The following is a 12958-nucleotide window of genomic DNA, read 5'->3' as shown; positions in this document are numbered from 1 at the left end:
TCTGCCGCTCGCGCGGCGATGCTGTCAGGCTGCGCACTCCGCGCAGATCGGGCCGAACTTGCCCTCGTGGTCGAGCTGCGAGCGGTGCTTCACCAGGAAGCACTCCATGCAGGTGAACTCGTCCGCCTGGGGCGGGAGCACGACGACGTCGAGGTCGAGGTCGGAGAGGTCGGATCCACCCAGGTTGTAGTCACCCGGGTTGTCAGCGTCTTCGGAGTCGACGACTCCGGACAGCTTGTCTGGAACGCGCTCCTTCAGGGCCTCGATCGACTCGGAATCGTCGTCGGTCTTGCGGGGAGCGTCGTAATCAGTTGCCATGCCTATCCACTTCTCGATGCCGTCGGAACAAAATCGGCGGGCACAGTTTGCATCAGTTCCGCATGAATTGCAAACCGTGTTCGGGAGGGTGTGCGGAACCTTCCCGTGCAACTGACGGCACGCCCGGCGTATTCCCCGAATACGCCCGTGATCCGTGAGAACGTGGGTCAATCACGTGGCACGCTGAGAGGCATTCATCATGCAGGAATTGAAGGTAGTCGGAGCGGAGCTCGGCGCTCTGATCGTTGCAGATCGGAACGAGGAGGAATACCGCCTCATCGTCGACGATTCGTTCCACGTCCACCTGCGGCGGGCGAAGCCGGCCGGTGCGCCGATCGGTGGGAACACCAAGATCTCTCCGAGGGAAGTGCAGGCGCACATCCGCAGCGGGCTCTCCGCCGAGGACGTCGCAGCGGTCACCGGTGCCTCGCTGGAGTATGTGCAGCGGTTCGAGGGTCCGGTGATGGCGGAGCGCGAGCACATCGTCGGCACCGCCCTCGGCGTCGCCGTCCTGCCGACGACCGACACGTCGGCCGACGACATCGAGGCCACCTTCGGGAACGTCATCCGGGCTCGACTCGAGAAGCTCGGCGCTACCGACGAACGGTGGACGAGCTGGAAGGAACCCGAGGGCGGCTGGATCGTCAAGCTGTCCTTCACTGCCGACCAGGTCGACCACGACGCCCGCTGGGCGTTCGAGCCGAAGAAGCTCGCCCTCACGCCCATCGGGAGTGAAGCCACGACCCTCTCGCGTCAGGGCGACCTACCGGCCGCGCTGATCCCCCGGTTGCGTGCGGTCGACACCGACGACTCCCCCGACACCTCACGCTTCGACAGCGGCGCGTTCTCCCTGGACCGGGTATCGACGCCGCAGCAGTCCGAGACCGACCGGCCCGCGGAGACGCGTCCGATCGAGCCGTTGCCGTTCGCGGCCGACACGGGCTTCGGCCGTGCACCGTCCTCGAAGGCTGCGACCCAGGCCGCAATCAACCGTGAGGCGTCGAGCCCCGAGCAGCACAACCAGACCGCCGACCTGTTGGAGGCGCTCCGCAAGCGCCGTGGCGAGCGGGAGGCCGCTCCCAGCGAACCCGAACCGGCCGAGCGCCCCAGTGCGCCGCACGCCGTCCCGGATCAGCAGACGCCGCTGGCGGTGTTCGACACCGGTGAGTTCGAGGCGGCGCAGCAGCGACGCGCGGGCGATGCCGAATCCTCCGATGGTGGCGCGCCGTCCGGGGCCAAGGCGCGCCGCGGCCGAGCGTCGATGCCGTCCTGGGACGAGATCGTGTTCGGTGCGAAGTCCGACGACGACCCGGTCTGATCGGTCAGGGCTTCAGGGCTCGTAACGACCGAGGCCGAGGAGCGGTATCCGGCGTTCGTCGTCGGTGAGCGATCCGTGCTGTCCGATCATGCCCCTCGCGCTCTGATCGGCGGGACGTGAATCGTAGTAGGCGATGCGCTTGCGGGCGGCCACGATGACGTCGCCGATGCGCGGCAGCACCTCAGGGTCGATCTCGCCGTACCAGCCGTGGTCGACCGCCTGCTCGCGTGTCGCGATCCAGGCGCGGCCACCTTCCTCGGCTCGCCAGGCCTCAGCCAGGCGCTCCCGATCCGCCGGACCCGCATCGGCGTCGAGATAGAGGTGGAGGCATCGGGGCTCCCCGCCGATGTGGCGGACACCGGCGACCAGCTCGGGGACCTGGTCGAAGAGCACGTGCTGGTGGGGTGCGACGTCGATCACCCCGTGGTCGGCGGTGACGAGCGCGCCGGTCGACGCGGGCAGACGGGACGACCACCGCTTGAGATCGCCGTCGAGTTCCTCGAGGAGCGCCGTCCAGCGTCCCGACTCCCACCCGTACTCGTGCGCCGCCTGATCGAGCTCGGGGACGTACACGTAGCTGAGTGTGGGTCCGGCGGTCGTGGACGCGATCTCGCGGGCCGCGTCGAGGCGGTCCGCCATCGAGCGTCCTGCCCGGTAGTCCGCCCCTCGGAGCACGGCCCGGGTGAAGCCCGACTTGCGGTATCGCTCCTGACCGATCACCGTCGTCGTGACGCCCTCGGCTCTCGCCCGCTCGAACACGGTCGGGAGGCGCTGCCAGGTCTCGGGCACCATGCCGGCGTCCCAGCCGCTGAGCTGGTTCACGACCCGGTCGCCCGCCACGTCCCGTGCTCGGTAGCTGACGAGGCCGTGCCGACCCGGCAACGCCCCCGTGGTCAGCGTCGCGATCCCGGCAGCGGTCGTCGACGGGAACGCCGACGTCGTGGTGGAGCGCGGACCGAGGCGCGGCGCGAGGAACCGAGCGTGGGCGGCTGCTCCACGGAGGTTCGCGGCGCCGAGGCCGTCGACGAGGACGACGACGGCATGATCGGCCGCGGGCAGCGATCCACCGCCCACCGTCAGGGATGCGAGGCAATCCGGGAGGACACCGGCAAGGCTGCGTGACTCCGGATCGACCGTCGGTAGCATGGTGGTCATCGGGCTCAGTCTCGCACACCGCGCTGACGACCACGCCCCGCCATCCTCGCCGAGCACCGGCTCGACTCCCCTCAGCAGAGACACGGAATGACCCGCCAACAGCAGACCCCGCCGACGGAGACCAGTGGCGAGCGCATCGAGGACATCGATGTCTCGTCGGAGATGCAGACCTCCTTCCTGGAGTACGCCTATTCGGTCATCTACGCCCGCGCCCTCCCCGACGCGCGCGACGGCCTGAAGCCGGTGCAGCGCCGCATCCTCTACCAGATGACCGAGATGGGCCTGCGCCCGGATCGTGGCCACGTGAAGTCGGCCCGCGTCGTCGGCGAGGTGATGGGGAAGTTGCACCCGCACGGCGACACGGCGATCTACGACGCCCTCGTCCGCCTCGCACAACCCTTCACGCTCCGCGTCCCGCTCATCGACGGGCACGGGAACTTCGGCTCACTCGACGACGGGCCCGCCGCGCCGCGGTACACGGAGGCCCGGCTGGACGCCGCCGCGCTCGCCCTGACGGCCGACCTCGACGAGGACGTCGTCGACTTCGTCCCGAACTACGACAACCAGTTCATGCAGCCCGAGGTCCTCCCGGCCGCGTTCCCGAACCTCCTCGTGAACGGCGCCAGTGGTATCGCGGTCGGTATGGCGACCAACATGGCGCCGCACAACCTCGTCGAGGTGATCGGCGCCGCACGGCACCTCCTCGCGCACCCCCAGGCCACCCTCGAGGACCTGATGGAGTTCGTCCCGGGTCCCGACCTGCCCTCCGGCGGCACGATCGTCGGACTGGACGGCATCAAGGACGCCTACGCCACCGGTCGCGGCTCCTTCAAGACCCGCGCCAAGGTCTCCGTCGAAGCGGTCACCGCGCGGAAGACCGGTCTGGTCATCACCGAACTGCCCTACCTGGTCGGTCCGGAGAAGATCATCGAGAAGATCAAGGACGGCGTCAGCTCCAAGAAGCTCAACGGCATCTCCGACGTCACCGACCTGACGGACCGCATCCACGGGCTCCGCCTCGTGATCGGGATCAAGACCGGATTCTCCCCCGAGGCCGTCCTGGAGCAGCTCTACCGCTACACACCACTCGAGGACTCCTTCAGCATCAACAACGTCGCGCTCGTCGACGGTGGCCCGCAGACGCTCGGCCTCCGGGACCTGCTGCAGGTGTACGTCGACCACCGCATCAGCGTGGTCACCCGCAGGAGCCGGTTCCGATTGGCGAGACGCAAGGAACGCCTCCACCTCGTGGAGGGGCTCCTCATCGCCATCCTCGACATCGACGAGGTCATCCAGGTCATCCGCGCGAGCGACGACTCCGAACAGGCCCGCGCGCGCCTCATCGAGGTCTTCGACCTCTCGCAGCTCCAGGCCGAGTACATCCTCGAACTCCGTCTCCGACGACTCACCAAGTTCTCGCGGATCGAGCTCGAGGCCGAGCGCGACAAGCTGTTGGCCGAGATCGCCGAACTCGAGCGGTTGCTCGGGAGGCAACGACTCATCCGCGCGGCGGTCTCCGCAGAGCTCGCTGCGGCGGCCGAGCAGTTCGGCACACCGCGCCGGACCATGCTGACGAACGCGAAGCCGAGCGTCGCGACCACGGGCCGGGGGAAGAGCGCCCCGGTCCTCGAGCTCGCCGACACCCCGTGCCGCGTCTACCTCAGCGCGACCGGACGGGCGCTCCGCGTCGACCTCGAGCAGGACGCGCCCGCACCACGACCCGGTCGACGGAGCAAGCACGATGCGATCCTGAGCGTCGTCGAGACCACGAGCCGCACCGAACTCGGTGCAGTCACGAGTCTCGGTCGCGTCATCCGGTTCACCCCGCTCGACCTCCCCGCGGTGCCGGCGGCCTCCATCCAGCTCGCGGCCGGAGTCCGGATGGGCGAGTACCTCTCGCTCCCGAACCGCGATGAGCGCGTGCTGGCGATCGTCTCGCTGACCTCGGAGCAGCCGATCGTGCTGGGAACCGAGACCGGCGTGGTCAAGCGGGTCATCCCCGGCGACCTGCCGAACAAGCCGGATTTTGAGGTCATCACGCTCAAGCCGCGCGACCACGTCGTCGGGGCGACGCAGGTCGGCGACGACGCGGAGCTCGTCTTCGTCGCCTCCGACGCACAGCTGCTCCGTTTCCCCGCGACGTCCGTCCGTCCGCAGGGGCGGGCCGCGGGTGGCATGGCCGGCATCAACCTGGCAGCCGGTGCGAAGGTCATCTCGTTCACGGCGGTCCTGCCCACCGACGACGTCGTCGTCGTGACGGTCGCGACCAATTCGCTGACCCTCGCCGGAACGGACACCGGGAGCGCGAAGGTGTCGGAGTTCTCCGAGTTCCCCGCCAAGGGTCGCGCCACCGGCGGTGTCCGATCGCAACGCTTCCTGAAGGGCGAGGACCAGCTGGCCGTCGCGTGGGTCGGCGCCGCTCCGGCACACGCCGTCGGGACGGACGGGACACCGCGGACGCTCCCAGAGGTCGGCGCGAAGCGGGATGCCTCAGGGGTGCCGCTCGACGCCCCCGTCGGGTTCATCGGCGGCGCGATCACCGCACCGGCGGCACCGGCGACGGACGACGCGGTAGCGAGCGACGAATCGTCCTGATCGGAGCTGCACACCGACGAAGGCCCGGATCGAGCGCACTGCTCGATCCGGGCCTTCGTCGTCGGTGCTGCGCCCGATGGACGACCGACGATCAGACGTCGATGCTCTCCCGCGACAGCCGGTCGGAGCTGTCGACGATGAACTCCTTCCGCGGGGCGACGTCGTTGCCCATGAGGAGTTCGAAGATCCGTCCGGCCGACTCCGCATCCTCGACCCGGACACGCCGCAGCGTCCGGTGACGGCGGTCCATGGTGGTCGTGGCCAGCTGGTCGGCGTCCATCTCCCCCAGGCCCTTGTAGCGCTGGATCGGTTCCTGGTGCTTCTTGCCGGTGCGCTTGAGATCGCTGAGCACCGCGTGCAGTTCGGCTTCGGAGTAGGTGTAGATCGTCTCGTTCGGCTTGGACCCGGGGTTCATGAGGATGACGCGGTGGAGCGGCGGTACCGCGGCGAACACGCGGCCCGCTTCGATCAGCGGACGCATGTACCGGAAGAAGAGCGTGAGCAGGAGCGTCCGGATGTGGGCGCCGTCGACGTCGGCGTCGCTCATGAGGATGATCTTGCCGTAGCGGGCGGCGTCGAGATCGAACGATCGTCCGGAGCCCGCTCCGATGACCTGGATGATGGACGCGCACTCCGCGTTCGACAGCATGTCGGAGACGGAGGCCTTCTGCACGTTGAGGATCTTGCCTCGGATCGGGAGCAGCGCCTGGTAGGAGCTGTCTCGGGCGAGCTTCGCCGTGCCCAGCGCCGAGTCGCCCTCGACGATGAAGAGTTCACTGGACTCGAGGTTGCCCGAGCGGCAGTCGACCAGCTTGGCCGGGAGCGACGAGTTCTCGAGCGCGTTCTTGCGGCGTTGCGTCTCCTTGTGCGTCCGCGCGGAGATCCGGGACTTCATCTCCGACACGATCTTCTCGAGCACGAGCGCGGTCTGCGCCTTGTCGTCGCGCTTGGTCGAGGCGAACCGCTCCTTGAGCTCCTTCGTGACGACGTTGGCGACGATGGCGCGGACGGCCGGCGTGCCGAGGATCTCCTTCGTCTGGCCCTCGAACTGCGGCTCGGCGAGACGCACCGTCAGCACCGCCGTGAGGCCCGCGAGGACGTCGTCCTTCTCGAGCTTGTCCGAGCCGACCTTGAGTCGGCGGGCGTTCTGCTCCACCTGGGCGCGGAGGAACTTCAGCAGGCCCTGATCGAATCCGAGTTGGTGCGTGCCGCCCTTCGGCGTCGCGATGATGTTGACGAAGCTGCGCATGACCGTCTCGTACCCGGTCCCCCACCTCAGCGCGATGTCAACCTCCGCCTCGCGCTCCACCTCGGTGGCGACCATGGTGCCCGACGGAGACAGCACCGGGACGGTCTCGGTGAACGTCCCGCTGCCGGTGAGGCGCCAGGTGTCCGTGAGTGCGGTGTCTACCGCGAGGTGGTCGACGAACTCGGAGATCCCGCCCTCGTAGCGGAACACCGCCTCGGTCGGCTCCTCGACGGTCTCGTCGCGGATGTGGATCCCGAGTCCCTTGATGAGGAAGGCGGTCTGGCGCGCGCGGCCGAGGAGCTCCTCGGCCTGGAACTGGGCGCCCTTCGTGAAGATCTGGCGGTCGGCCCAATAGCGGATCCGGGTACCGGTCACGCCGCGCTTGGTCTTGCCGATGACGCGGAGTTCACTCTGCTTCTCGAACGGCGTGAACGGTGCGTCCGGGGTCGGCTCCCCCGTGTCGGCGAAGATCCCCGGCTCACCGCGGTGGAAGGACATGGCGTAGGTCTTGCCGCCGCGATCGACCTCGACGTCGAGCCGCTCGGACAGGGCGTTGACGACTGATGCGCCGACGCCGTGCAGCCCGCCGGACGCGGCGTAGGAACCGCCGCCGAACTTCCCGCCGGCGTGGAGCTTGGTGAAGACGACCTCGACACCGGAGAGGCCGGTCTTCGGTTCGATGTCCACCGGGATGCCACGCGCGTGGTCGCGCACCTCGACGCTCTGATCGGTGTGGAGGACGATCTCGATCTGATCGCCGTACCCGCCGAGTGCCTCGTCGACGGAGTTGTCGATGATCTCCCAGAGGCAATGCATGAGGCCACGCGAGTCGGTGGAACCGATGTACATGCCCGGTCGCTTGCGCACCGCCTCGAGGCCTTCGAGGACGGAGAGATGCCTGGCGGAGTAGTCGCTGCTCACGCTTCCCAGCGTAGTCGTCGCCGCCGACACGCCGAGGGAGACACTCGGCGCGTGGTCGTCCGGACCAGCTCGACGGCGCGTTGTCGCGGGCCGTCGACCCATCCGGCTGCGCGGTTGATCCGAATCATCTACGCGCACAGCGAAAAGAGCACGGAATGGGACCCCGTTGTGACAATCGCGTGCTTTCATGAGTACTACGAGTTTCGTAGCCGCCCGAGTCAGGAGGAGCACATGTCACAGACTGCTACCGAGAGCACGCCGAGTGACCTCGACGCCCAGCAACTGACTGCCGCCGATCGTTGCGATCTGTGCGGAGCACAGGCCTACATCCGCGTGCAGATGAACAGCGGTGAGCTGCTGTTCTGCGCGCACCACGGCAAGAAGTACCAGGAGAAGCTGACGCAGGTCGCGACCGACTGGCACGACGAGTCCGCACGACTCTTCACCGAGCAGCGCGCCTAGTCCGTCGGCATCATGACGAAGGGCCCCGGATCCGAGATCCGGGGCCCTTCGTCATGTCATCGAGGAGGCGCGGTCTCAGACCAGCGCGGGCTCGTTCACCCGCGGCCTCAACCGAGAGCGGAGACGATCTGCGCTCTGGCGTTGGCGGCGATCTCGTCGAGGGCGTGGAGTTCCGGTGATTCGTCGAGCATCGAGGTGCCCGCGGCGACCGTGATCGCCAGACGGAGCAGCCGATCGGCCAGCTCCGGGTTCTTGGCGAGGACGGGACCGTGCAGGTGGGTTCCGACGAAGGGGCCGACCAGCGCACCCTCCGTGCCGTCGCCGTTGCCTCGTCCGTGCTGCACGGCGCCGATCGACTCGACGCCCGTCCCGGCTCGGAAGTCCCGCCCGTGGTTCTCGTACCCGACGAGTACCGGGGCGTCGAGCTCGAGGCCGCCGCTCGGAACGACGACGAGGTCGTCACTCGCCCGCGTGCGCCGCAACGGGGCGTCGCCCTCGATGATGGCGAGGCCCTCGACCCAGCTCCCCGGCGCGAGCTCGAGCCGACGAGTGAGGAGCTTCCACCCGTTGGCGACCGCGAGGACGGGCACGCCGGCCTCCACCCAGGCGATGAACGCGTCGCGGAACGGCCGGAGCGCCTCGAGCACCTGTGGCGCCGACGGGTCGTCGCACGACCCGAGGACGACCGCGTGGACCGTGCTCGGGAGCTCGGCGACCGACTCGACCGGGACGAGCTCGACGGCGAGGCCACGCGCGCGCGCCCGGCGAGCGAGGACCGCACCGTTCTCGGCGTCGCCGTTCACATTGCAGCTCGAGGGCAGGAGGACGGCGATGGTGATCGTCGGCTCGGTCGTCATGCGTCGTCCTGATCGTTCGAGGCGAGGCCGAGGTGCGCGCGGGTGCGGCGCATCGAGTCGGCGGTGAAGATCACGGTCTTCCGGCCGTGCGCGGGCGCCGGGAGGGCGAGGAACGCGTCCAACGCCGTGCCGAGGTCCGGTTCGATGCGGTCGATCTCGACGCCGTCGTAGCCCAGCTGCAGCGCGGCCTCCCAGGCCTTGGACCCCGACACGAGCGCCACACGACCGAGCTTGGACGTGTCGACCGGCCAGAGGTACGAGGGATCGCGGACGTCGCTCCCGACGGCGACCAGGATCTGCTCGGTGTCGGCCGCCAGGCTGTCCACGTTGAGCTGGTAGCTCGCGGGGTTCTGGACGAGGACGAATTCGACCTCGACACCGCGGACGGTCGTCACCTCACCGCGGCCGAACACCGGCGTGAGCGCGCGGAACGACTCCGCCGCGGTGGTGAGCTGGAATTCGGGACCGAGGATCGCGGCGGCGCCGGAGAGGGCGGCAGCCGCATCCACGGCGTAGTGCACGCCTCGGGCCGGCAGACGGAACCGGACGGTCTCGCCGCGGTGGGTGATGGACACCAGGTCGCCCTCGAGGGCTTCGACGACGGTTCCGGAACCGGGATCGACCCGATCGGACGAGGTCGTGCTGTACCCGAGGCCGCGTGCGCTGGCACCGAGCACGACCGTCGAGACGCCGTACCGCCATCGCGTCGCGTCGCTGCCCGGCGCGACGGCGTCGACGAGCGCGTCATCGCCGTTCAGGACGAGCGACGTGCTCGATCGGGCAGCGATCGCGTCGAGCATGCGCGCCACCATGGCAGCGTCGTGGAAGCGGTCGATCTGGTCGACGGACACGTTGGTCAGGATGACGTGGGCGGGCGAGAGTCGCGGCGCGATGAGCGCTCCGTGTCCTTCGTCCATCTCGAGCACCCCGAGCTCGGCGTCGATCCGGCCGCGGAGGTCGGCTCGTTCGAGGAGGGCCGAGGTGAGGCCCTGGGAGATGTTCGCCGTGGACGGGTTCGTGAAGACCGACACACCGTGGGCACGCAGGATGCCGACGAGCATCTTGGTGGTCGTCGATTTCCCGCTCGAGCCGCTCACGATCACGAGACCACGCGGGAAGGCGTTCAGCGTGTCGGGGAGGAACCCGGGCGCGATGCGGTTGACCACGAGGCCGGGAACGGCCGATCCCCCGCCCGGCTTGCGCAGCCTGGCGAGGAATCGGACGGCACGACCGGCGAGGATGGCCGGGGCGTAGCGCATGCTCCTACTCGAGGTAGTCGCGGAGCGACTGGGATCGGCTCGGGTGACGCAGCTTCGCCATGGTCTTCGACTCGATCTGCCGGATGCGCTCACGGGTGACCCCGAAGGTGTCGCCGATCTGGTCGAGCGTCTTCGGCATGCCGTCGCCGAGGCCGAAGCGCATCCGGATGACGCCCGCTTCCCGCTCGGAGAGCGAGTCGAGGAGCGACTCCAGCTGCTTCTGCAGCATCGTGAAGCTGACGGCGTCGGCCGGCACGACCGCCTCGGTGTCCTCGATGAGGTCGCCGAACTCGCTGTCGCCGTCCTCGCCGAGGGGCGTGTGCAGCGAGATGGGCTCGCGGCCGTACTTCTGGACCTCGATGACCTTCTCAGGCGTCATGTCGAGTTCGCGGCTGAGCTCCTCGGGCGTGGGCTCGCGGCCCAGGTCCTGCAGCATCTGCCGCTGGACGCGGGCGAGCTTGTTGATGACCTCGACCATGTGCACCGGGATGCGGATGGTGCGCGCCTGGTCGGCCATGGCACGCGTGATGGCCTGACGGATCCACCAGGTCGCGTAGGTGGAGAACTTGAAGCCCTTGGTGTAGTCGAACTTCTCGACCGCGCGGATGAGGCCGAGGTTGCCCTCTTGGATGAGGTCGAGGAACTGCATGCCGCGGCCCGTGTACCGCTTGGCGAGGCTCACGACGAGTCGGAGGTTCGCCCCGAGGAGGTGGCTCTTGGCACGGGCGCCGTCCTTCGCGACCCACTGGAGCTCACGACCGACCCGCGAGCGCTTCTCGAGGTCGGAGAGCTGGGCGAGTTTGTCCTCGGCGAAGAGGCCCGCCTCGATGCGCATCGCGAGTTCGACCTCTTCGGCCGCGTTGAGGAGCGCGACCTTACCGATCTGCTTGAGGTAGTCCTTGACCGGGTCGGCGGTGGCGCCGGTGATCGCGGCCGAGTACACCGGGATCTCGTCGTCGTCGCTGTTGGAGAGCACGAGTGCGTCGGTGGGGAGGGTGATCTCCGGCACGGACTTGTCGTCCTCCTCCTCGACCGCCTCGGTGGCGTCGCCCGCGGGCGCGTCGACCACGGCGTCGTCGGCGACGACCTCGACGACGACGTCCTCGTCGTCCGAGCCCTCATCGGGCTCCGTGCTCGACGTCGTACCCGCCTTGGCGCGGGTGGCCTTCTTGGGAGCAGCCTTCGCTCGGGTCGTGGTGGCCTTGGTGGTCCGAGCCTTCGCTGCGGGAGCCTCCGTGGCCTCGTCTGCTGGCGCTGCTTCGTCTGCGCGAGCCGTCTTGGTGGCCATAGCTGCACCTTCCTGTTCGGACCCGGCATGGACAGTCATCGCCGGATCGTCCGTGATTTCGGACATTACGAGGACCCATGTCAAGTCTTGGTGCAGTGCAACCCGAAAAGGGCCGCCGACATTCCGAGAGGTGAACGGGTCCGTGTTCCATTATAGCGCGCGCAGGAAGGCCACAGAGCCACAGGCCGTTTGTCAAGGGTGGGATCAGGGGACGAAGCGAACGCTCAGCGACGGCGCCCGAGCCTGGCTCGGACCGCGATCCACAACGGACCGACGGCGATGCCCTCGTCCTCGGCGAAGCGTCTCCGGGTGCGGGACCGGGCGACGAGCAGCATCGCCACCCCGAACCCGACCACCAGGTACTGCACGGAGAAGGCGATCCGGAAGCTGTCCATGGAGTAGTCGGCACGGGATCCCCCGCTGACCGCGTCGATGATGAGTCCGATGAGGAACATCATGACGAAGCTGGCGAGGAACCCACCGACGTTCACGATGCCGTTCGCCCCGCCGAGCGCGCGGATGGGGTTGAAGGTGCGCGCGAAGTCGAACCCGATGAGTGAACCGGGGCCCCCGACGCCGACCACGACGAACAGGACGATCACGAGCCACATCGGCGGGATGCCCGGCCAGAGGAGGAGTGCGGCCCAGGCGACGCCCATGACCGTGACGATCCCGAGCACGAGGTTGCTCCGCCGGTACGGGAAGCGGGCGGTGAGCACCCCGAGGACGGGTCCGGCGATCATGCCGGAGACCACGATCACGATGAGCAACGATGCGGCGAGGGGCTGCGGGTAGCCGAGGGCGTAGACCATGAAGGGGAAGCCCCAGAGCAGCGTGAGGACCGTGCCGGAGGACTGGGTGACGAAGTGCGACCAGAACCCGAGACGCGTCCCTGGCCGACGCAGACTGATGAGGACCTCGCGGACGACGTGGCCCCAGGTCTCCGGGCGCGGTGCCTCGTCGGAACCGGACGGCCGGTCGCGGACGACGATCAACACCCCGACGAGTGCCAGGAGGACGAGACCGGCCGCACTGAGGAACGCCGGCGACCAGCCGAAGGCGTGCAGGACGAAGGAGAACGGCACCGCCGAGAGGATCTGGCCGATCTGCCCGATGTTGCCGACCCATTGCGAGACGATCGGTACCCGACGGGTGGGGAACCAGGAGTTCACGAGCCGCAACACGGAGGTGAACACCGCGGCGTCGCCGAGGCCGACCAGCATCCGGCCGACGATCGCGCCGCCGAGTTCGGTCGTGAGACCCAGCCAGATCTGGCCCGCCATGACGACGGTCAGCCCCGCGATGATCAGGACGCGAGGCCCGAGGCGGTCGATGAGCACCCCGACCGGGACCTGCATGGCGGCGTACACGATCAACTGCGCGACCGCGAGGGTCGAGAGCGCGGCGGCGTCGATCTGGAACCGCTCGGTGGCGTCCACCGCCGCCACACCGAGCGTCGACCGCTGCATGACGGTGATGAGGTAGGCGAACACCCCGACGCCGAACACCCACCAGACGCGTCGAGATCCCACCGAT

The 12958-nt window shown here is 68.7% G+C and carries 10 protein-coding genes; 3 read left to right on the top strand and 7 right to left on the bottom strand.

Annotated features, from left to right (window positions below):
• Window positions 1-24: 24 nt before the first annotated feature.
• A complete protein-coding gene (locus RWN05_RS08990) occupies window positions 25-318 on the bottom strand; it encodes a DUF4193 domain-containing protein (protein WP_056005937.1) in 294 nt (97 codons plus the stop codon).
• Between the two features lie 199 nt (window positions 319-517).
• On the opposite strand from RWN05_RS08990, the gene sepH reads away from it, so the two are divergent.
• Window positions 518-1636: a septation protein SepH gene (sepH, locus tag RWN05_RS08985; RefSeq protein ID WP_314139316.1), complete on the top strand. Its 1119-nt coding sequence runs from the start codon at window positions 518-520 to the stop codon at window positions 1634-1636.
• A 12-nt stretch (window positions 1637-1648) separates the two neighbouring features.
• Here sepH and RWN05_RS08980 read toward each other — a convergent pair whose 3' ends face one another.
• Window positions 1649-2791: an alkaline phosphatase family protein gene (locus tag RWN05_RS08980; RefSeq protein WP_314139315.1), complete on the bottom strand. Its 1143-nt coding sequence runs from the start codon at window positions 2789-2791 to the stop codon at window positions 1649-1651.
• A gap of 87 nt (window positions 2792-2878) precedes the next feature.
• Here RWN05_RS08980 and RWN05_RS08975 point away from each other — a divergent pair, with 87 nt between their 5' ends.
• The gene (locus RWN05_RS08975; protein ID WP_314139314.1) at window positions 2879-5386 is read left to right on the top strand and encodes a DNA topoisomerase IV subunit A; all 2508 of its coding nucleotides are present in this window, start codon (window positions 2879-2881) and stop codon (window positions 5384-5386) included.
• A 91-nt stretch (window positions 5387-5477) separates the two neighbouring features.
• Here the strand turns inward: RWN05_RS08975 and RWN05_RS08970 are convergent, their stop codons facing one another.
• The gene (locus tag RWN05_RS08970; RefSeq protein ID WP_314139313.1) at window positions 5478-7556 is read right to left on the bottom strand and encodes a DNA topoisomerase IV subunit B; all 2079 of its coding nucleotides are present in this window, start codon (window positions 7554-7556) and stop codon (window positions 5478-5480) included.
• Between the two features lie 231 nt (window positions 7557-7787).
• On the opposite strand from RWN05_RS08970, the gene RWN05_RS08965 reads away from it, so the two are divergent.
• A complete protein-coding gene (locus tag RWN05_RS08965) occupies window positions 7788-8018 on the top strand; it encodes a hypothetical protein (protein ID WP_056011197.1) in 231 nt (76 codons plus the stop codon).
• Window positions 8019-8125: 107 nt separating this feature from the next.
• Here the strand turns inward: RWN05_RS08965 and RWN05_RS08960 are convergent, their stop codons facing one another.
• The 4 genes from RWN05_RS08960 to RWN05_RS08945 all read right to left on the bottom strand — a co-directional run bounded on the left by RWN05_RS08960 (window position 8126) and on the right by RWN05_RS08945 (window position 12954).
• Entirely contained in the window at window positions 8126-8875 is a 750-nt protein-coding gene (locus RWN05_RS08960) for a hypothetical protein (RefSeq protein WP_314139312.1), read from the bottom strand.
• The gene (locus RWN05_RS08955) at window positions 8872-10134 is read right to left on the bottom strand and encodes a MurT ligase domain-containing protein (protein ID WP_314139311.1); all 1263 of its coding nucleotides are present in this window, start codon (window positions 10132-10134) and stop codon (window positions 8872-8874) included. The genes RWN05_RS08960 and RWN05_RS08955 overlap by 4 nt, the downstream gene beginning before the upstream one ends.
• 4 nt (window positions 10135-10138) lie before the next feature.
• Window positions 10139-11461, bottom strand: coding sequence for an RNA polymerase sigma factor (locus tag RWN05_RS08950; protein WP_079003921.1), 1323 nt, complete (start codon window positions 11459-11461; stop codon window positions 10139-10141).
• Window positions 11462-11646: 185 nt separating this feature from the next.
• Window positions 11647-12954 (bottom strand): MFS transporter, encoded by a 1308-nt coding sequence (locus tag RWN05_RS08945; protein WP_314139310.1) that lies wholly within the window; start codon window positions 12952-12954, stop codon window positions 11647-11649.
• Window positions 12955-12958: the final 4 nt, after the last annotated feature.

Source organism: uncultured Plantibacter sp., from assembly GCF_963518075.1.
GTDB classification, from domain to species: domain Bacteria; phylum Actinomycetota; class Actinomycetes; order Actinomycetales; family Microbacteriaceae; genus Plantibacter; species Plantibacter flavus_A.
Note: the sequence above shows the minus strand (reverse complement) of the source record. Positions and strands in the feature narration are given on the sequence as shown.